This window comes from Thiovibrio sp. JS02 (assembly GCF_053485635.1).
On the sequence record NZ_CM130715.1, the window covers coordinates 1,136,721 to 1,155,538 of the forward strand.

Genomic DNA, 18,818 nt, shown 5'->3' on the forward strand with positions numbered 1-18,818 from the left:
GAAACTGTTTGACAACAAAGCGGATTCTGGCAAAGTAATGGAGCCGGAGGGCAGGAGCAGGCAAGAAAGAAGCTGGAAACAGAACAGATAAACCGGGAAGCCAAATCGGAAGCGGTAAAAAAATCAATCCGCCCTCATTCGGCGAACCATTTGAAGTCGGGTTTTTCTACAGACTCGTTGGGGAAACCTTACAAATTGAAATCTTTGGTTTCACTTTGTAAGGTTTCCCGCATGAATCCACGTCAAGCACATTCTGTAGCACTCAAACTTGCCGCCGGGTTCCCGATGGTGGCGATTTCGCCAACCATCGGAAGGTGACGGTTTACGGCCATCGGTTGTCAGTATCAATCGGCAATCTCCGTGATTCGTTCTTTCTTGGGAAACATCTTGAAGTAGAGAAAGCCGGAAAGGCCGATCATACTCCCGAGCAGGGCCGCTTCCCGCGGAAAGTGGTTTTCCGGATGCAGCACCGAGAGAATCGAGAGCACGAAGAGGAACTGGTAGCCGATCTTGCGGAAGCGCAGGATCTCGCGCAGCAGGTAGATGTTGATCACCGGCACCACCAGCGAGATGAGCAGGAAAAGATCAAGGGCGCCAAAGGAGAAGGCGGTAATGAGTTTTTTGGTGGTGACAAAGGTAAGAACCAGCACCAGGGCGAGATTGTGCACCTGGTATTTTTTCCGGTCCGCCGGGCGGGATACATTATTTATGTAGAACAGGAGTTTTTGCGGATCTTCCTTTCCCTTAAGTTCCGAGAGAATCGCAAGGCGACTTTTCCCTTCCTGCAGCAGCCGTTCTATTTTTTCCTCGATCTTTTCAGCCATTCTCATTCCTTTGCGGTAAATTCATCCCATCTTTACCGCATACGGCATAAAGCGGCATCCATTTTTTATTGATCCGGCAGAAACCGGAATAGCGGCAAGGCAACCGCGCGCCCAAGGCGTTCCGCCTTGAAAACGAATTAAAAACAGTGGCTTGACATACGTTTTGAAAAAAGCGATTGTTAAGAACCTTGGGTAATATTCCTCGGGTCGGGCTTCGGGGTCAGTTGGCGCTGTTGCTTTGCAGGGGCTCTTTGTCGGCATCGATCACATGACCCGTTCAACTGTTTTCAGCGAAAGGTGAGAAGGGATGCGGCGCGTCGTTGTTGTTGGCGGAACCGGTTTTGTCGGCAGGGCTGTGGTGCGCCTTCTTGTTGCCCAGGGAATCGAGACCTCGGTCCTGGCGCGTAATTTTTCCCCGGAGCTTGAAGCACTGGGTGTGCGGCAGCTCAACGGGGATATTCTTGACGCGGATTTCCTCAACTCCGCTTTCGCGGGTCATGACACGGTGATCCATCTGGCGGCCAAGACCGGGATCTGGGGGAACAAAAAAGAATTTCAGGCGGTGAACATCGACGGCTCCCGCAATTGCATTGCCGCCTGCCGGGAGAATAAAATCCCTGTCCTTGTCTTTGCCAGTACGCCCGGGGTGGTCTACCAGAAAGGAGATCTCTGCGGGGTGAACGAGCGGACCCCCTATGCCCGCAACCATCTTTCCCACTATGTCCGCAGCAAGGCCCTGGCCGAACAGGCGATTCTCGCCGCGAATTCCGAAACTCTGCGCACCGTCGTCCTCCGCTTGCATCCGGTCTGGGGGCCAGGCGACACCGATCTGATTCCCCGGCTCTTGGGCCAGGCCCGCTGTCGCCAGCTTACGCGGGTCGGCAATGGCCATAATCTGGTGGATGTCACCTATATCGACAACGCGGCGGACGCCCTTGTTCTGGCCGCCAGAAATCTGCACGGTCCCGCGACGGCTGCCGGCAAGCCCTATTTCATTTCCCAGGGCGAACCGGTCAACCTCTGGAACTGGCTCAATAAATTTTTCCGCAGGCTTGATATCCCGGTGGTGGAAAGCAGTATTTCCTTTGCCAGGGCCTACCTGTTGGGGATGCTCAGCGAGGCCTTCCATTCCTGCTTCCGTCTGAAAAGAGAGCCCTGCATGACCCGTTTTCTCGCCGTGCAGCTGGCAAAGTCCCATTGGTTCTCCATCGAAAACGCCAGTCGTGACCTCGGCTACGCCCCCAGGGTGACCACTGCCGAAGGGATCAATAATGTGCTGCATTGGATAAAGAACAGCGATTTTTGAGCCGGTTGCCCCGCCATTCCCCTCTGTTTTCCACGTATTTTTGTTTTTAAAAATATCTTGCTTTGGATTCTTATTTTTTTTAATGTGACCACCTGGTCATTTTATGGAAAAGTGCTTTTCCCTCCCCAAGCCGACATTTCGCAACCTGCCGCCTGAAAAGCAGGAAAATATCCTGCGTGCGGCTGTGGCGGAATTCGCCGAGCTGGGGTACCAGCGCGCCAGTGTCAACAGCATTGTCAAGCGGTTGGGGATAGCCAAGGGCTCCTTGTATCAGTATTTTGACAACAAAGAGGCGTTGTTTCTCCATGTGTTCGACCAGTTCACCCGGCAGGTGAAGCTGCATGTGAAAAATTCGGTCGCCCTTGAGAGAGGAAGCGATTTTTTTGCGCTTACCAAAGAGGTCCTGCTCGCCGGCATAGGCTTTATCGGTCAATATCCGGAGTTTTTTCAGGTCTATCTCAAGGTGCTCTTTGAGCAGGATGTGCCAAAACGGGAAAAACTTGTGGCCCAGGTCCGTCTTTTTTCCCTGGAATACTTTGGCCCCCTGTGCGAACTCGGCAAGGAGGAAGGGGTTTTGCGCAGGGATCTCTCATGCCGCATGGTGGTATTTATCCTTGACGCCACCATGGATCGATTTCTTCAGGCCTATGCCCAGCCATACCTTGATGGGGGGCTCAGTCTGGCGGACATGGCGCCGGAGAGACTGCATGCCGAGATCGATACTATTATCACGGTGTTACGAAACGGCCTGCAGCCGTAAGCAGAAGGAGATCCGTACATGGAAAGCATGGTTGTGGCGGCGGGATTCGGCGATATTCTGGAAAAGGTCAGGGCCGGGGAAAGGCTCGGTTTCGCCGATGGAGTCAGACTGTACAAAAGTAACGATATCCTGAGCCTGGGCTATCTCGCCAATCTGGTCCGCGAACGGCTCAACGGGGATCGCGCCTATTTTATCTATAATCAGCACGTCAACTATTCCAACATCTGCACCAATCTCTGCAAGTTCTGCGCATTCGGCAAGGACAAGGAATCCCCCCAGGCCTACGAGATGAGTATCGAGCAGGTCAGGGCCAAGATCCGCGACCGTCTGGCCGAGCCCATCGCCGAGGTCCATGTGGTGGGGGGCATCCATCCCGATTTGCCCTACGGCTATTATCTTGACATGCTGCGCGCCATTAAGGAGGAGCGGCCCGAGATCCATATCCAGGCCTTCACCTGCGTGGAGATCGCCCACCTGGCAGAGCGTGCCGGAAAATCCGTGGCCGAGACCTTGAAAGAGCTAGTGGATGCGGGCCTGGGCTCCATTCCCGGCGGCGGCGCCGAGGTGTTCAGCCCGCGAATCAGAAAGCTCACCTGTGAAAAAAAGCTCTCCGGCGAGGGCTGGCTTGCGGTGGCGAAAACAGCGCACCGTCTCGGGCTGAAAAGCAACGCCACCATGCTTTATGGGCACATCGAAACCATTGAGGAGCGGGTGGAGCATCTTGAGATGCTGCGCAACGCCCAGGATGAGACAAAAGGCTTCCTCACCTTCATCCCCCTGGCCTTTCATCCCAAGAACACCGAGCTTGCCGACCTTTCCAGGACCACCGGTCTTGATGATCTCAAGAATATCGCGGTTTCTCGACTCTATCTGGACAACTTTCCCCATATCAAGGGCTACTGGGTGATGATCGGCCCCAAGCTGGCCCAGGTGGCCCTTTCCTTTGGCGCCGACGATATGGACGGCACGGTGAAGGAAGAGCTGATCACCCATATGGCCGGCGGCGAGACCAGCGGCGTCATGGCGGATACCGAACTGGTACGCCTCATCAGGGAGGCCGGCCGCAAACCGGTGCAGCGTGATACCCTCTATAACGTGATCAAAGAGTATTAAACGGCGTCTGCAAGCGTGAAAGTGAGTGCAATGAACATAGAACAGATCAGTGGCAAGGTTCTCGCAGGAGAGCGGATTGACGGCCCGGAGTTTCTGGCCCTGGCCTCCGCTGCCGACTTTTATCAGCTCGGCTTTCTGGCGAATGCCATACGGCGGCGTAAGCATCCCGAGCCCATGGTCACCTACGTGATCGACCGCAATATCAACTACACCGATGTCTGTATCTCGGCCTGCAAGTTCTGCGCGTTTTTCAAGGCGCCTGAGGACAAGGCCGGCTCGGTGCTTTCCTTTGCGGAACTCGGCGCCAAGATCGAGGAGACCAAGGCCCTGGGCGGCACCCAGATCCTTTTGCAGGGCGGCCTCCATCCGGACAAGCCACTTGCGTTCTACGAGGAGATGCTCCGCTTCATCAAGGGATACGGTATCCATATTCATGGCTTTTCCCCGCCCGAGGTCTGCCACTTTGCGAAACTTTCCGGCCTTCCGGTCAGGGAAGTGCTCATCCGCCTGCAGCAGGCCGGGCTCGATTCCATTCCCGGCGGCGGGGCGGAGATCCTCTCCGACCGGGTGCGGCAGGAGACGGCGCCGCGCAAGTGTTCCGCCGACGAGTGGATCGGGGTGATGGAAGAGGCGCACAACCTCGGGATGCGCACCACCGCCACCATGATGTTCGGCCATATCGAGTCCATGGAGGAGCGCTTGGAGCACCTTGCGCGGGTCCGCGCTCTCCAGGACCGCACCGGCGGTTTCACCGCCTTTATCCCCTGGCCTTTCCAGCCGGACAATACGGTGCTTGCCCACCTGCCCAAGACCACGGCCGTGAATTATCTGAGGATGCTGGCCCTTTCCAGGATCTATCTGGACAATATCGACAATATCCAGGCCTCCTGGGTGACCCAGGGCCCGAAGGTCGCCCAGCTTTCCCTCTTTTTCGGAGCCAATGATTTCGGCAGCACCATGATCGAAGAGAACGTGGTCGCCGCCGCCGGGGTGGGTTTTCGGCTTTCCGAGCAGGAGATACGAACGCTTGTTGAAAACGCCGGTTTCAGCCCCCGGCAGCGGACAATGGATTATACACTGGTGGCTGCCGGCCGTTAGCTGGCGCTGGCAGCCACCGATTCGAGGCTTTTCGTAATGCAGGAATATCCACGCTATCTCTATCGCGCCCCCTTTGTCGTGACCGGTACCGGCCCGGTCATCGCGGATGGCGCTGTTCTCACCGAGGAGGGCGTGGTGGCGGCGGTGGGGCCGTTTGCTGCGCTCAAGGGGCATGACGCCAGGCTGGAGGAGTACGACGGCCATGTCATCGTGCCGGCCCTGGTCAACTGCCACGCCCATCTCGAGCTTTCCCATCTTGGCGTTCTTGCCGCGGGCGGCGATGACGACAGGCCGGCGGACATCACGGTCTGGATCAGGGAGCTTCTCGCCGCCCGCGCTTCTGCCCAGGATACAGAGGAGAATAATTTCGCCGCGCTCATGGCCCTGGCCAGGCTCCATGCCGGCGGCTGCCGGGCCGTGCTCGACATCGGCAACCTCCCGGAAAGCCGCTTCATCGGCAAGGACTTTAAGGCCGAGGTGCATTTTTTCCTCGAACTGTTCGGCCTGAGCGGGGACTCGGAACAGGCTGCCCTTGCCGCATTGGCAGCCCAACCCGGGGAGATACACTGCACCGCCCATGCTCCTTATTCCTCTGGGCCTGCCCTGATTCGCGCGGCAAAAAAGAGGGCGACAGGGCGGCGGAGCCTTTTCCCGATCCATGTGGCGGAATCTCATGCTGAGATAGAATTTTTAAGATCCGGTTCCGGTCCTTTTTACGACTTCCTTCTAGAAAAGGGAGTCCTGGGCGATGCCTTCGCCATCCCCGGCTGCGGGTCGGTGCGCTACCTTGATTCCCTCGGGGTGCTCGATGCAAAGACCCTTTGCGTCCATGGCGTGCATGTCAGCGGGGAAGAGATAGAAATTCTTGCCGGGCGTGGGGCTTGGCTTTGCTTATGTCCCGGCAGCAATCGCTTTCTCGGGGTGGGAACCGCCCCCTTGACCAAATATCTTGCAGCCGGGGTTCCGGTTGTCCTTGGCACGGACAGCTTGGCCAGCAACCCGGTGTTGAGCCTTTGGCAGGAGATGCGGCTGATCAGGGAGGATCATCCCGGCGTTGATCCGGCTATGGTTTTTGCCATGGCATCGTCAAACGGCGCAAGGCTTCTCGGGGTGAGCGACAGGCTGGGCAGGATTGCCACTGGTGTCGCAGCTTCCTCGATGCTGGCCGTGCAGTGCTCGGCGTTAAATGAGGCTGCGATGTGGGATGAGCTCACCGCCTTCGGCACCGATGTCAAACTGGAGTGGCTCGAATAAAAGAATATGGGAACCGCTGAACCCGGAATCACCGCCCGCATCGGCATGGTGAACTATATCAACACCGCCCCTCTCTATGAGGTGTGGCGCCGGAGCGTGCAGCGGCAGCGGCCCCAATGGCAGGTGACCGAGGCGCCGCCCTCCGTGCTCAACCGCCTGCTCTTTGAAAATGCCCTGGATCTCGGTTTCATCTCCTCCCATGAATATGCCCTGCACCCGGAACAGTATAAGATCCTGGCCAACCTCTCCATCTCCGCCACCGGTCCGGTGGGAAGCGTCTTTCTTTTTTCCGAGGTTCCGGTGGCGCGACTTGACGAGCGGCTGGTTCTCCTCAGCTCCCAGTCCCAGACCTCGGTGAGCCTGGTGCGGATCATCCTTGAGGAGTTTTACGCGGTCCGGCCCCGCTATGTTTCGGGTCTTGCCGGCGAAACAGGCGACGATCTGGTCCGCCCCGCCGCGGTGCTGGCCATCGGCGATGAGGCCTTGCGCCTGGCCGGGGGGGGAGAGTATCCTCACCGGCTCGATCTCAGCGCGGCCTGGCAGGCGCGGACCGGGCTGCCTTTTGTTTTCGCCGTCTGGGCGGTGCGGGAGGATTTCTGCCGCAAGGATCCGGACACGGTTTTTGCCATCCACCAGGAACTGTTGCGCTGCATCGAGGAGGGCAGGGCCAGCCTCACCGAGATCAGCCGCGCGGTTGCGCCCAGGATTCCCATGGCCGCGGATGATTGCTACCATTACCTGAAAAGGATGGAATATGATCTGAGCCCGGAAAAGCAGGAGGCGCTGCGGCGATTTTTCGAGTATCTTATCAAACGCGGCGAAGTTCCGGCCACGGCCCTGCCCCTCAAGGTGTGCGGATAAGGGCGGGCTGCGGAATGACGGGGAACGAAACAAAAACCATCCTCGCCCCGGGGGCGAGGGTGTTCCGGTCTTCGGGCCGCCTGTAAACCTGAAAATGGGAACCATGCAGAATCCAGACGAGAAGAAAAAGTTTGTCCAATCCAAGTTTTCCGCCATCAGCGGAAAATACGATTTCCTCAACTCGGTTTTGAGCTTTCAGATCGACCGCTACTGGCGCTGGGTCACCACCCGGGAACTGAAAGAGTTTCCCCGGGGCATAGTCCTCGACCTTTGCGCCGGAACCCTGCCCCTTTCCCTGGAACTCACCAGACAGGCAAAGGAGCGTCAGGTGCTGGCCGTTGATTTTTGCGAGGACATGCTGCGGGCCGGCATGAATAATCTTCCCGCGGACAACCGGAAGGGTCGGATCGGTCCGGTCTGCGGCGACGGCGAGCAGATTCCGGTAAAAGACGACAGCGTCTGGGGGATCACGGTGGCCTTCGGGGTGCGCAACCTTGCCCGCACCCAGCAGGGACTCAACGAGATGCATCGGGTCTTGAAACCAGGGGGCAAGCTGCTGATCCTCGAATTTTCCCGGCCGCAAAACCCGGTGATCAAGCCCATCTACAGCTTTTATCTCAACCGGGTGCTTCCCAGGATCGCCGGTTTCGTCTCCGGCGACAAGGAGGCCTATGAGTACCTTGCCAGCTCCATCGCCGCCTTTTACGCCCCGGCCGAACTCCTGGGCATGCTCGACAAGGCGGGTTTCGCCAGGACCTACCACCGGCCCCTGACCTTCGGAGTGGTGACGGTGTATGTTGGAATCAAGGGCGAGGGGCAAAAAAAATAGCGGCAACGCAAGGGAGCAACCGAACAAATTAATCTTTCGTGGAGTTGTCGGCATGTCGACCGACGGTCGACACCTGGCGAAAACCGGGAATCTCTGGGCTATGCAGAAAAAAATCATTTTGGCCGTCACCGGCGCCACCGGCTCCCTCTATGCCGTTGAGCTGCTCAAACTCCTGCAGGGGCTTGACGTCGAGGTGCATGGCCTGCTCTCCGAAGCCGGCGAGCAGGTCATGCAGCTGGAACTGGGCTTGCGCCGCGAGGATCTTGACCGCTATGTCAGCCGCTGGCACGACATCCACGATTTTGCCGCGCCCATGTCCAGCGGATCCGGCGGCTTTGCCGCCATGGTGGTTCTGCCCTGCACCATGGGCAGTCTTGCCTCCATTGCCAACGGCATCTGCGGCAATCTGATCCACCGGGCCGCCGATGTCATGCTCAAGGAGCGGCGGCCGGTTGTTCTGGCCGTACGGGAAACGCCCCTGAACAGAACCCATCTCGGCAATATGCTCAAGGCCCACGAGGCAGGCGCCATCATCTGCCCGCCCATGCCGGCCTTTTACCATAAACCGAAGAATTTTGAAGAGATGGCCAGGTTCTATGCGGGCCGGGTCGCGGAACTGCTCGGTTTTGAGATCGCGAACCTGCCGCGCTGGACCGGAATCGAGTAACAAGAAGCCACGGACCCCGGAAGGGAACAGGCACCCATAGGGCGCCAGTGGCGAAAACAAGGTCGTAACAAGGTGTTCGATAAAATCAAGATCCTGCTCGAGATGATCAAGTTCGAGCACACCGTCTTTGCTCTGCCCTTTGCCCTGATGGGCGCCTTTCTCGCCAAGCGTGGGGTGCCGGACGCCATCACCTTTTTCTGGGTGGTGCTGGCCATGGTCGGCGCCCGCACCGCCGCCATGGGCTTCAACCGCATCGCCGACCGGCGTTTTGACGCCGCCAACCCGCGCACGGCCGACAGGGCCCTGCCGGCGGGCAAGGTCGGCCTGCCGGAGGCCTGGGCCATGGTTGTTGTTTTCAGCCTGCTCTTCTTTGTCGCCTGCTACAACCTCAACCCCCTCACCCTGATCCTCTCGCCCTTCGCCCTCGGCCTTACCTTTCTCTATTCCCTGACCAAGCGCTTCACCTGGCTCTGCCATGTGGTGCTCGGCATTGCCCTGGCCTTTTCTCCCCTGGGTGGCTGGGTGGCGGTGCGGGGAACCCTGTTTGACTTTCCCTTCGTGCTTTCCTGCGGAGTGCTTTTCTGGGTTGCCGGCTTCGACATGGTCTACGCCTGTCTGGATGCGGATTTCGACCGGCAGGCCGGCCTCTATTCGCTGCCGTCCCGCTTCGGCAGGGAAAGGGCGTTCAAACTGGCCATTTTTTTTCATGTGCTGGCCTTTCTTTTGTTCGTGCTCACTGGTATAGTAGCGCAACTGAATTATTTCTATTTCATCGGCATTGCCTTGACGGCCGGTGCCCTTTTTTATCAGCATCTTGCCGTCAATCCAAAGGATCTGTCCCGCATTCAGCTTTCATTTTTCACCATGAACGGGCTTATCAGTCTCACCCTGTTTGTCGCCACCTGGCTTTCCCTCGTGGTTTGATGGAATACTCTTTTTGAAAGGAACTCCTATGCTCTCCAAGAAAATTCGTCCTGCTCTCTTTTCGTTGTGCGCCATTCTGGCTTTCGGGTTTACGGCGAGCTTCGCCCTTGCCGCTCCTGAGAAGAAACCGGCGGAAGTCGCGGCCTTTGTCAATGGCGAGCCCATCCTCGCCGTTGCCGTTGATGGGGAAATGAACGGGATTCTCCGGCGGTTTTATGCCCAGGGCCAAAAGCCAACCGAGGCCGAGATGGGCTCCATCCGTGAATCCGCCCTGGAAAAAATGATCAAGCTCGAACTGTTGAGCCAGGCGAGCAAGAAAGCCGGCATTGCCGTCAACGCCGCCGATGTGGACAACGAGCTCAACGGCTACAAAAAAGGATTTCCCGACGAAAAGGAATTCGCCAAGGCCCTGGAGGCCACCGGCATGAGCGAGGCTGACCTGAAGAAACAGATCGGCAAGAATTTCGCGATCCAGAAATTCATCGACAGCCAGTTTAAGGGCAAGGTGCAGGTGAACGAAAAGGATGCCAAGGATTTTTACAGCAGCAATAAGGAAAAATTCGAACAGCCCGAGATGGTGCATGCCCGCCATATCCTCATCCAGGCAAAAGAGGGGGATTCCAAGGCAGATAAGGAACGTAAGCGCGAGAAGCTTGCCCAGATCAAAAAAGAGCTGAAGGGTGGGGCCGACTTTGCCGACCTTGCCAAGCGCTTCTCCGAGGGACCGAGCAAGGAGCAGGGCGGCGATCTTGGCTTTTTCGCCCGCGGCCAGATGGTGAAACCCTTTGAAAAGGCCGCATTTTCCATGATGCCCGGTGATGTCAGCGATATCGTTGAAACCGAATTCGGCTATCATCTCATCAAGCTGGAAGAAAAGCGCCAGGCGAAAACAGTCAGCTTTGACGAGGCAAAAGCCAAGATCACCAGCTACCTCGCCCAGGAAAAACTCAATGAGAATATCGAGGCCTATCTTGCGGAGGCCAAAGGCAAGGCCGAGATCAAGGTTGTGGGTCAGCAGCAGGTGAAGAAGCAGTAAGTTCTCAAGGCAGCTGCCGGCTGAGTGCCGTCTGTTGACGGTTAACGAGTGGTTGTACGCCTGGGCCATGCTGCATTCGCAGTGTGGCCCTTTTCTTTCCCGGGAGTCGCAGCCGGATTTCGCGAAAGCGACCAGGCAAGAAGGCAGAGCGGGTCAAGGAAATCCACCCCTCTCCCGCTTGCCAGCACGGCCCAGTCGAGCTTTGGCAGGGGAAAGTCCGGAGCAAGCCAGGCAAGGCTCAGGTGCAGGTGGGGCGGAGGGCCGGCCGGGGAGGGAGTCCCGAGGGCGGCGATCCTGGCGAGGACATCTCCCATTTGCAGGATGGCACCTGTCTGAACCAGGGGGGAAACGTGGCTGTAAAGCGAATGAAGCCGCCAGCCTTCCCTGTTGGTGGCTTCGTGCCCCACCACCACGGTGTTCGCCAAAAAATCCGGAATGATCGTAACCACCGTGCCTGCGTACACCGCCGGAATGAGGCAGCCGGGGGACAGAGGTCGCCTTTGTCCGTCCCTGGTTTCAAAGCCTGCGATATCAAGCCCCTCATGCGGGACCGCGCGACGGCCGGGGCGCCACCATTTTTCCGGAGAAAGAAAGAGCATGCCAGGCAGGAAGATCCAGCGGGAAAATTCCTCCTTTGCAAGGGCGTTGGCGATTTCCAGGCTGGGGAAAAACGAGGAAAAGGGAAGTGTTGACATGGCTGGGCGTAAGCAGCGCGGGCGCGCATTTTGAAAAAATGATTTCGGAGGCTGTTGTTCCCGGCGGTCAGCCGCAGCTTTTCTGCCAGAAGGAGGCGATCAGCCCGTAGATACAGTTGAGGCCAACCACCAGGACAGGGGTCAGGATGCCGGCCTTCAGCCCCAACAGGCCGTTGCCCATTTCCGGAAAAACGAAAAAAAGCATCATGGTCGAGGGGAAAAGGCTCATGACAACACCGCGCAGGGCTGTTTTCGCTTTCAGGACGGGCAGGAGGAGGAGAAAGGCCCATATTCCGCCCCAGACCAGGCGCGGATAAAGCCAGGAGGCGGTGAAGTGCGGTTTCAGGCTGATTCCGAGCATGGCCGTGACCCCGGCCTTGCCCAGGAGCCAGATGTTGACACTGTCCACAAGGGCACCGAAGGCGCCCCCGCTGAAAGCCCCGCTGATTCTGCGTATCATGTCTCTCCTTTGGCAATGGTAAATTTCACGGCTCATTGAGTAGAGCCGGCGGAATTCGGCGACCCGTCCCTGTGCCGCCAACAGCCCGTTTCCCCGCGGGCTGTTAAGGAAAATGAGATTTTTATGGGGAAAGAGGAGGCATCATCGCCTCTTGTGGCCGGGTCGGGTTATTTTTTTTGGCACCAGGTGAAGAGCACCGGATAACAGCGCTCTTTTTTCTGCACCAGATGCGCCTGCCTGCTGGCCGGGCGGATGCCGCCATATTGTTCGTAGAGGTTCATGAGCGTTTCCGGGGCGATCCCGTAATGGGCGACTCCGGTGTTGTCGTCATGGAAGCCGCCGTCCTCCGGGGCCAGGTCCGCCACCGCGAGATAGCCGCCCGGCCGCAGGCAGGCAAGGAAGCGTTTTATCACGGTTTCAATGTCGACTATGTGATGCAGGGTCATGCTGCTGATGATCAGGTCGAAAGATTCGCCCGGGCCTGGCTGTTTACTCAGGTCAAGGTGTGTGGCGGTGATGTTGGCACACTTTTCTTCCCTGGCTTTTTCCTCGAATACGGCCAGCATTCGCGAGGAGGTGTCCACGCCGGTGACCGAGCGCACCAGGGGGCTTATGGCCCTGGAAATCATGCCGGTGCCGCAACCGTACTCCAGAACCTGCATGGTGGCCGTGAGGGGAATGTTCTCCCGCAGGGTTTCCGTGATGCCAGCGGCCAGCGCCACCCGCATGGGATTCTCCTCCCAGGAGGCTGCGGCCTTGTCGAACCGGGCTACGGTTTCCAGGGGCGGAGGCGAAGCATTGTTCATAGGGGGTTCCGTATCTGCAAGGTGTTTTTCCGGCCGTTGCGGGCGGGATGCCGACCGCCTCATGATATGCGGTTTTTATTACAATAACGGTTCGTTGGTCTCTTGGCTGTAAAAAATTGCCGGGCGGCTGGAAAAGCCCTGCGGGGGGATCCCCGGCCGGGCCAAACGCGCGGGTTGTGCACCTGAAATCCGCCGGTATGTCCAGGGGCCATTTTTTAACAGACCGCCAAAGTTGATATAATGCAGCGATCATCATCATGGTTGCTTGATTTTAGCATGGGGGGAAGCGGCGTTGAGCAGGGGAGGGGGGGTGCACGGCGGAAACGGTGATTTTTCGCGGGGTTCTGGAGCCTCTGCCGCCCCGGGCAATGTTTTCCGTAAGCTCCTGGCCCGGTTGCGCGCCTTCTTCCTGGAGATTCCCCCTCAATTCAGGACCCCTCTTGGGGAAATGCTTCTCGTGCGGAAGCTGCTCACCCAGGAGCAGTTGCAGCGGGCACTGGCGCTGCAGATGGAAAACAATCGCAAGTTCGGGCAAAATCGCTGCCTGGGGAGGATACTCGTTGACCAGGGCGTGGTTTCCGAAGCTGAGATCGTGGCCGCCATCAATGCATTCTATGGTTTGCGGATCCATTCCCTTGCCGACAATCTGGAAACGCTCATCCACGGGAAAAGAAAGTCTCTGCTCGAGCATCTCCTCTCGCCGCGGATCACCATCGGGGCTCAGCTTTTCATAACCTTCACCCTCATCATTCTGCTGGTGACATTCCTGTTCGGTTCCGTGATGATCGAGCGGCAACGCAAGCAGCTCTATGCGCAAAGCGTCCTCCTGGGCACGGTGAGTCTGAACTATTTCAATAACAACGCCAGAATTCCCCTCCTCGAAAACAATATCCTCGCCTTAAACACCCTCATCCGCGGGGCGACAGCGGTGGATGGCCATCTTTATGCGATGATCCTGGACAATGCCGGTCGGATCATGGCCCATACCGACCATCGCCTGATCGGCACCAGATTTTCAGGCCACCCCGGGCGTGAGGAGAAGATGGCGGCAGGCGAGATAACCTATTTCAACTACCGGGACCCTGAGGGCGGCTATGTGCTCAACCTCCTCGCCCCGGTGATTTTTCAGGACAAGGTGCTGGGGCAGGTCCATGTCGGTCTTTCCATTGATTTTATCGAACAGCTTGTTAAAAAGGGGAGAAAGGTTATCCTGCTGCTCTCCCTGGCGATCATCCTCGTGGCCGGGCTCATGGCCACGCTGCTCGGCATCCGCCTTACCCGGCCGGTCAAGGGGCTGCTGCGGGCCACCAGGGAAATTGCCGCCGGCAATTACAAGCATACCGTCGATCTGGGCCGTAACGACGAATTTCAGGATCTGGCCGTGGCCTTCAACCAGATGAGCGGTCAGCTCTGGCTCAAGGCGATGATTCAGGAGTCGTTCGGCAAGTATGTGGGGGTTCAGGTTTTGGACCTGATCATAGCCCAGCCGGAGCGGCATTGGGTGAAAGGATGCCGCGAGGAGGCCACCATCCTCTTTGCCGATATCCGTGGTTTCACCGCCTATGCGGAAGCCACCGCCCCGGAGGAGGTGGTGGAGGGGCTCAATGAGTTTTTCGAAATCGCCACCCAAACCGTGCATGCCCATGGCGGCTATGTTGACAAGTTCATCGGCGACGCGGTTCTTGCCGTCTTCGGGGTACCTGCCTCACGGGAGGACCATGTCGGGCGGGCGACCCGGGCGGCCTTGGCCATGCAGCGGCGCTACCGGGAGCTTGCCGGCTCAGGGCATCCGCTGCTGGGCGCGGTCGGCATCGGTTTAAATTCCGGGCCGGTGGTGGCAGGCAACATCGGTTCCCAGGCTAAAATGGAGTATACGGTCATCGGTGATACCGTCAATGTCGCGGCGCGTCTCAACGGTCAGGCCGCATCCGGTGAGGTCCTCATCAGCGATTATATGTATGAGCGGCTCGCCGGTCATATCGAATCGGAGGCGCTTCCGCCCCGGCAGATCAAGGGCAAGGCAAAACCGATGGTGATCCATAGGGTGTTTTCCTGGCATGATGACGACACTGTTTCCTGAAATCATGATCATTTCCTTTTCCCGCATAAAGCCGCTGCTTCTGCTTGCCCTGGTTTTTCTTTCCGGCTGCGCCGCCGTGAAAAACGAGGATTTTGTCGTGGTCCGCGCAGGCTTCGCCGATACTCCGGCCTCCCTGGCCAGGCAGTATCTGGGGGATGCCGCCCTGGCAGGCATCGTCACCGAATTCAACGGAACGGCCGCCGTCTCCCCGGGGCAACAGCTCGTGATCCCCTTGCGCTCCGATCTTGGCGGTCTGCGCAAGGACGGCTATCAGACCGTGCCCGTTCTGGTCTATCATGGTTTCAGCAGAAAAAAGAGCGGCAAGCGGATGATCGTCGCTGAAAAGGATTTTGCCGAGCAGATGCAATATCTGCACGATGAAGGATTTGCCGTGGTCAGCCTTGCCGCTCTTTTTGATTTTATGGAGTTTAAAAAGCCGCTGCCGGCCAAGGCGGTCGTTCTTACCGTGGATGACGGCTGGTGTTCCCTTTACGAGATCGCCTACCCCATCCTCAAGCGGTACGGCTATCCCATGACCGCTTTTCTCTATACGGACCTGATCGGTCACGAAAAATGCCTCAACTGGCAACATCTGCGGGAAATGGCGGAAAACGGCCTCGATATCCAGTCTCACACCATGTCGCATCGGGATCTGAGCCGGATGCGCAAGGGCGAGTCCTTCCGCCGGTATTTTCAGGACATCCAGAATGAGATCGCGGGCGCGGAACGATTGATAGAGGAAAACCTCGGCCGGCGCTGCGAGATTCTTGCCTACCCTTACGGAGCATACAACGAAATCCTGGTCGCCTATCTCAGGAAGAGGGGATATCGTGGCGCAGTTACGGTGAACAGGGGGAGTGTGCCCTTTTTCGCCGACCGTTACAGGGTAAACCGTTCCGCTGTCTATGGTGGGTACAGCATCGAGCAGTTTGCCAAAAATCTTTCCACCTTTACCCGACAGGCCCTGAACTGATGCGCCGGATTTTAAAGCCCGCATTTCTTGTCCTGGCCCTTTCCCTTGCCGGCTGCGGGGGCGGGGCAGGGCTGCCCGCGCGGTCCCCTTTTGCGGCTGACCTTGTTGCGGAACATCGGACAAGGGCGCTTGCCTACGAACAGGACGATGAATTGCAGCGTGCCCTGTTGAGCTGGCGGGTGGTGCTTTTCCTGGAGCCGAAAAATTCCGAGGCGGCTGGGCGGATCGCGCAGCTTTCCTCCCGGGCGCGGCAGGGCGGCATGGAGCATTATCAGCAGGCCATGCGCTGGCGCGGGAAGGGGGAGGAGCAAAAGGCCCGGATAGAGCTTTTGAAGGCGCTCCGACTCGCTCCGGACAACAGGGAAGCCTACGCGGCGCTTTTTTACGAGGAGAACATGAACGAACACCGGGTGGCGAAGGGGGAAACCCTGGAGGGTATTGCCAGAAAGTATTACCAGAACCCGGAATATGCTCAGCTCATCGCCTTGGTAAACGGCCTGTCCTCGGCGGATGGCGTCCTGAAACCGGGGGCTCTTCTGCGGTTCCCCAAGTTCGCGCCACGACCGGAAAAGGAGGAGCCTTCCCGTGATGCCGATACCGAGAAACTCATTGCCTTGGCCCGGAAAAGCTTTCAGAATAAGGAATATGAGGCGGCGATATCCTCAGCGAAAATGGTGGTGAATCTTGATTACACCAATCGGGAGGCGGTGGATCTGCTCAACCACGCCTCCCTGTTTTTCGCCAGGGAGCTTCTTGAGAAGGAGGACTTTGTCGGCGCCGAAGCGGCCCTGGCCAATGTTGATGATGATTATCCGGCCTTAAGGCCGGCGCAGGCGGAACTTGCCGCCCGACGCCTGGGCGCGGCTGAACGCCATTATCGCAACGGGGTGCAGTTTTTTGTGAACGAACAGTTGCAGCTCGCCATCGGAGAGTGGCGGGAAACATTGCGGATTTATCCGGGGCACGAACGGGCAAGGGATGATATCGGCAAGGCCCGTGGTATTCTCGAAAAGCTGAAGAAGGTGCAATAGTATTTCTCTATGAAGGATGTCAAAATCTCATCGCTGCTGGCCGTTCACCCCATGCACCATCTCGGGGAAAAGCTCCTGCGGAAACAGTGGCCGGAATTTTTCCAGACCCTCCGGAATCTTCTCATGCAGGTGGGCATGGAGGCCGCTGACAGCAGCGACCAGCTCCTGCTGCTCGATTACGATGAACCCTATGCCGCGCTCACTTCGTTTTTTGAAAGCCTGACGGCCCTTAAAAAACAACGATGGAAGGCGGAATGGGGACCGGTACCTCTGCAGATCATCTTTCATCTCCAGCGCAGGAAGGATCCGCCGGCTGAATTTCGCGACGCGACCTCTTCCCTCTGGAACGCCTTGCCGCCGGAGATTCCCCACGTGACCCGGCCGCTTAAGCTGCAATGGGAGCAGCTCGTTGCCGGTAAAAAGCTGCCCGCCCACCAGTTCAGGGACATGGATGCGGGCCTGTTCCAGCTCAATTTTTCCGGAGATGTCAGTCAGATCCGGCGGGAAAAGCTTTTCGCCGGCAGATATCTCGCCGCCAGGGGCAAGTTCAAGGAATGCTTTTACTGCGGGATGACGAACCATGTGCCTGCCAACTGCCCCAGCAAGCTTCTCACCATGGAAACGCGGGGGATCCATCTGGTCGGGTATCTGCCCCTGCCGCAGATCGACGCCCTGTTCCAGAAGATCATGGCGGAGTTCAAAAAGATGCAGGAAGCGCTGGCCGCCGGCCTTGACCCCGGGATGATCCGCAAGGATCCGGCACTGCAGGTCTTTCTCGCCTACTTTGACATCTACCTCATCTACCAGCCGCGCTTTCTCGCCTATACGGCATTTTCCATCCACCCTGGCTGGGATGGCAGCGGCAAACTCGACCGGGTCAAGGTGGACAGCCGCACCCTCCATAGCGGCCTCGATTGCCTGCGGGTGGGCAAACACAAGGAAGCCTTTGATCTGCTGACGGCGGAGAGTCAGGCCATGGGCGGCAAACAGTTCTATGCCACCATCGGTCAGGCCTTTGTTTCCATGGAGCGTGGCCGGTTGAGCGACATGGCCCAGTTTCTGCAAATGGCCGGCAGCATGGCCGGCACCGAAAAGGAAAAGATCTATGTCAGTCTGCTGCTTGCCAGGTTCCACAGCCTTTCCGGCCACGCCTGGAAAGCCGAGCAGCTGGTGCAGTCCGTTGCCAGTCTCTATGCCGATTGCCAGGAAGTGCTCTATCGCATCATTCAGAATCAGGCCGGGGAAGGGGCCGGGCAGAACGCCGTTCAATTGATCCGCAAGCTCGCCGGCAGCGACCGCCGGTATTTCATGGCCACTCTCATGGACCCGGCCCTGCTGCCCATGAGCAGCCTCGTGGAAAACGTTCTTTCTTCCGTGCTGGAAACAAAGAACAAGGAGGCCAGGGAGAATTTTTCCCTGGCCCAGACCGAGTACGCCGACCTGGCTGTCTGGTTCGGCGAGGAGGATGACGACCTGGCCGCCAATCTGAAGGCGCTTGCCCACCTGGAAGAACAGGTCGCCCGCAAAAGTTTTTATGATCTGCTCGATGTCGCGGAAAAAGCAAAGGCGTTGACCATGGCCAGCCCCCGTCTGCGGGAGGCAAAACTGGATCTTTTGAACGAACAGGTTGACGAGGCGGCCATCAGGTGGGCGGATTTCAGCCGTTACTGGCAGGAGTATTCCTATCAGCCGTTTTTCCGTGATTTCCTCACCACCCTGACGGCGGCAAAGCGAAAGTTCGTGGAGGCGCGGAGCATTGCCGGCGAAAATCTGGCCACCGCAAAGGCGCGTCTTGATCAGGGCCTCTCGCTGCTCGATACCTTAAAGAAGATGAGCGAGGGAATGCAGCGCCTCAAACTCGCCTTGGATACCCTGAAAACCTTCCTCAAAAAGCTCCTGGTCGCGGAGCTGGTTTTCAGCGTCATCGCCTTTGTCTCCCTGCCGGTCATCACCCTGCTGCTCGCGGATTCTCTGGATCCGGAGCTTGTCCGGCTGGTGAAGGACCCCCGCATCCAGAAAAACTGCATGTTTGTCATCAACATGCTGCTGGCGCCTTTATTTGCCCTGGCCCTGACGATCCGCTCCATGACCGAGGGCTGAC

The 18,818-nt window shown here is 58.0% G+C and carries 18 protein-coding genes; 14 read left to right on the forward strand and 4 right to left on the reverse strand.

The window, feature by feature from the left end; genetic code table 11:
• Positions 1-344 precede the first annotated feature (344 nt).
• Positions 345-824: a hypothetical protein gene (locus tag ACUUL3_RS05425; RefSeq protein ID WP_448555314.1), complete on the reverse strand. Its 480-nt coding sequence runs from the start codon at positions 822-824 to the stop codon at positions 345-347.
• Between the two features lie 307 nt (positions 825-1,131).
• Between ACUUL3_RS05425 and ACUUL3_RS05430 the strand changes: the two genes are divergently transcribed.
• The 10 genes from ACUUL3_RS05430 to ACUUL3_RS05475 all read left to right on the forward strand — a co-directional run bounded on the left by ACUUL3_RS05430 (position 1,132) and on the right by ACUUL3_RS05475 (position 10,672).
• Positions 1,132-2,130: an NAD-dependent epimerase/dehydratase family protein gene (locus ACUUL3_RS05430; RefSeq protein ID WP_448555315.1), complete on the forward strand. Its 999-nt coding sequence runs from the start codon at positions 1,132-1,134 to the stop codon at positions 2,128-2,130.
• A gap of 103 nt (positions 2,131-2,233) precedes the next feature.
• The gene (locus tag ACUUL3_RS05435) at positions 2,234-2,890 is read left to right on the forward strand and encodes a TetR/AcrR family transcriptional regulator (RefSeq protein WP_448555317.1); all 657 of its coding nucleotides are present in this window, start codon (positions 2,234-2,236) and stop codon (positions 2,888-2,890) included.
• Positions 2,891-2,908: 18 nt separating this feature from the next.
• Positions 2,909-4,003 carry an aminofutalosine synthase MqnE gene (gene mqnE, locus ACUUL3_RS05440; RefSeq protein ID WP_448555319.1) on the forward strand — a complete coding sequence of 365 codons (1,095 nt, stop codon included), beginning with the start codon at positions 2,909-2,911 and terminating at the stop codon, positions 4,001-4,003.
• A 30-nt stretch (positions 4,004-4,033) separates the two neighbouring features.
• Complete coding sequence (gene mqnC / locus ACUUL3_RS05445; RefSeq protein ID WP_448555321.1) at positions 4,034-5,101, forward strand: cyclic dehypoxanthinyl futalosine synthase; 1,068 nt, start codon at positions 4,034-4,036, stop codon at positions 5,099-5,101.
• Positions 5,102-5,137: 36 nt separating this feature from the next.
• The gene (locus tag ACUUL3_RS05450) at positions 5,138-6,355 is read left to right on the forward strand and encodes an amidohydrolase family protein (protein WP_448555323.1); all 1,218 of its coding nucleotides are present in this window, start codon (positions 5,138-5,140) and stop codon (positions 6,353-6,355) included.
• Positions 6,356-6,361: 6 nt separating this feature from the next.
• Positions 6,362-7,216, forward strand: a complete 855-nt coding sequence (locus ACUUL3_RS05455) for a menaquinone biosynthetic enzyme MqnA/MqnD family protein (RefSeq protein ID WP_448555325.1) — start codon at positions 6,362-6,364, stop codon at positions 7,214-7,216.
• A 103-nt stretch (positions 7,217-7,319) separates the two neighbouring features.
• Positions 7,320-8,045, forward strand: a complete 726-nt coding sequence (locus ACUUL3_RS05460) for a class I SAM-dependent methyltransferase (protein ID WP_448555326.1) — start codon at positions 7,320-7,322, stop codon at positions 8,043-8,045.
• Positions 8,046-8,145: 100 nt separating this feature from the next.
• The gene (locus ACUUL3_RS05465) at positions 8,146-8,712 is read left to right on the forward strand and encodes a UbiX family flavin prenyltransferase (RefSeq protein ID WP_448555328.1); all 567 of its coding nucleotides are present in this window, start codon (positions 8,146-8,148) and stop codon (positions 8,710-8,712) included.
• A 72-nt stretch (positions 8,713-8,784) separates the two neighbouring features.
• Entirely contained in the window at positions 8,785-9,636 is an 852-nt protein-coding gene (locus ACUUL3_RS05470; RefSeq protein WP_448555330.1) for a UbiA-like polyprenyltransferase, read from the forward strand.
• Positions 9,637-9,664: 28 nt separating this feature from the next.
• Positions 9,665-10,672 (forward strand): peptidylprolyl isomerase, encoded by a 1,008-nt coding sequence (locus tag ACUUL3_RS05475; RefSeq protein WP_448555332.1) that lies wholly within the window; start codon positions 9,665-9,667, stop codon positions 10,670-10,672.
• Positions 10,673-10,713: 41 nt separating this feature from the next.
• Here ACUUL3_RS05475 and ACUUL3_RS05480 read toward each other — a convergent pair whose 3' ends face one another.
• From ACUUL3_RS05480 to ACUUL3_RS05490, 3 genes are all read right to left on the reverse strand, one after another.
• Positions 10,714-11,367: a hypothetical protein gene (locus ACUUL3_RS05480; protein ID WP_448555334.1), complete on the reverse strand. Its 654-nt coding sequence runs from the start codon at positions 11,365-11,367 to the stop codon at positions 10,714-10,716.
• Between the two features lie 67 nt (positions 11,368-11,434).
• Complete coding sequence (locus ACUUL3_RS05485) at positions 11,435-11,827, reverse strand: hypothetical protein (protein WP_448555335.1); 393 nt, start codon at positions 11,825-11,827, stop codon at positions 11,435-11,437.
• Positions 11,828-11,994: 167 nt separating this feature from the next.
• Complete coding sequence (locus ACUUL3_RS05490; protein WP_448555337.1) at positions 11,995-12,633, reverse strand: class I SAM-dependent methyltransferase; 639 nt, start codon at positions 12,631-12,633, stop codon at positions 11,995-11,997.
• A gap of 448 nt (positions 12,634-13,081) precedes the next feature.
• Between ACUUL3_RS05490 and ACUUL3_RS05495 the strand changes: the two genes are divergently transcribed.
• The 4 genes from ACUUL3_RS05495 to ACUUL3_RS05510 are packed head-to-tail and all read left to right on the forward strand — an operon-like array spanning position 13,082 to position 18,817.
• Positions 13,082-14,713 carry an adenylate/guanylate cyclase domain-containing protein gene (locus ACUUL3_RS05495; RefSeq protein WP_448555339.1) on the forward strand — a complete coding sequence of 544 codons (1,632 nt, stop codon included), beginning with the start codon at positions 13,082-13,084 and terminating at the stop codon, positions 14,711-14,713.
• The gene (locus ACUUL3_RS05500) at positions 14,691-15,686 is read left to right on the forward strand and encodes a polysaccharide deacetylase family protein (RefSeq protein WP_448555341.1); all 996 of its coding nucleotides are present in this window, start codon (positions 14,691-14,693) and stop codon (positions 15,684-15,686) included. The genes ACUUL3_RS05495 and ACUUL3_RS05500 overlap by 23 nt, the downstream gene beginning before the upstream one ends.
• A complete protein-coding gene (locus ACUUL3_RS05505) occupies positions 15,686-16,717 on the forward strand; it encodes a LysM peptidoglycan-binding domain-containing protein (protein WP_448555343.1) in 1,032 nt (343 codons plus the stop codon). The genes ACUUL3_RS05500 and ACUUL3_RS05505 overlap by 1 nt, the downstream gene beginning before the upstream one ends.
• A gap of 9 nt (positions 16,718-16,726) precedes the next feature.
• The gene (locus ACUUL3_RS05510; RefSeq protein WP_448555344.1) at positions 16,727-18,817 is read left to right on the forward strand and encodes a hypothetical protein; all 2,091 of its coding nucleotides are present in this window, start codon (positions 16,727-16,729) and stop codon (positions 18,815-18,817) included.
• Position 18,818 lies beyond the last annotated feature (1 nt).

Bases quoted from the DNA above. Each gene is read 5' to 3' on its own strand.
- ACUUL3_RS05425 (WP_448555314.1), bottom strand. From the start codon at position 824: ATGGCTGAAAAGATCGAGGAAAAAATAGAACGGCTGCTGCAGGAAGGG.
- ACUUL3_RS05430 (WP_448555315.1), top strand. From the start codon at position 1,132: ATGCGGCGCGTCGTTGTTGTTGGCGGAACCGGTTTTGTCGGCAGGGCT.
- ACUUL3_RS05435 (WP_448555317.1), top strand. From the start codon at position 2,234: ATGGAAAAGTGCTTTTCCCTCCCCAAGCCGACATTTCGCAACCTGCCG.
- mqnE (WP_448555319.1), top strand. From the start codon at position 2,909: ATGGAAAGCATGGTTGTGGCGGCGGGATTCGGCGATATTCTGGAAAAG.
- mqnC (WP_448555321.1), top strand. From the start codon at position 4,034: ATGAACATAGAACAGATCAGTGGCAAGGTTCTCGCAGGAGAGCGGATT.
- ACUUL3_RS05450 (WP_448555323.1), top strand. From the start codon at position 5,138: ATGCAGGAATATCCACGCTATCTCTATCGCGCCCCCTTTGTCGTGACC.
- ACUUL3_RS05455 (WP_448555325.1), top strand. From the start codon at position 6,362: ATGGGAACCGCTGAACCCGGAATCACCGCCCGCATCGGCATGGTGAAC.
- ACUUL3_RS05460 (WP_448555326.1), top strand. From the start codon at position 7,320: ATGCAGAATCCAGACGAGAAGAAAAAGTTTGTCCAATCCAAGTTTTCC.
- ACUUL3_RS05465 (WP_448555328.1), top strand. From the start codon at position 8,146: ATGCAGAAAAAAATCATTTTGGCCGTCACCGGCGCCACCGGCTCCCTC.
- ACUUL3_RS05475 (WP_448555332.1), top strand. From the start codon at position 9,665: ATGCTCTCCAAGAAAATTCGTCCTGCTCTCTTTTCGTTGTGCGCCATT.
- ACUUL3_RS05480 (WP_448555334.1), bottom strand. From the start codon at position 11,367: ATGTCAACACTTCCCTTTTCCTCGTTTTTCCCCAGCCTGGAAATCGCC.
- ACUUL3_RS05485 (WP_448555335.1), bottom strand. From the start codon at position 11,827: ATGATACGCAGAATCAGCGGGGCTTTCAGCGGGGGCGCCTTCGGTGCC.
- ACUUL3_RS05490 (WP_448555337.1), bottom strand. From the start codon at position 12,633: ATGAACAATGCTTCGCCTCCGCCCCTGGAAACCGTAGCCCGGTTCGAC.
- ACUUL3_RS05495 (WP_448555339.1), top strand. From the start codon at position 13,082: ATGCTTCTCGTGCGGAAGCTGCTCACCCAGGAGCAGTTGCAGCGGGCA.
- ACUUL3_RS05500 (WP_448555341.1), top strand. From the start codon at position 14,691: ATGATGACGACACTGTTTCCTGAAATCATGATCATTTCCTTTTCCCGC.
- ACUUL3_RS05505 (WP_448555343.1), top strand. From the start codon at position 15,686: ATGCGCCGGATTTTAAAGCCCGCATTTCTTGTCCTGGCCCTTTCCCTT.
- ACUUL3_RS05510 (WP_448555344.1), top strand. From the start codon at position 16,727: ATGAAGGATGTCAAAATCTCATCGCTGCTGGCCGTTCACCCCATGCAC.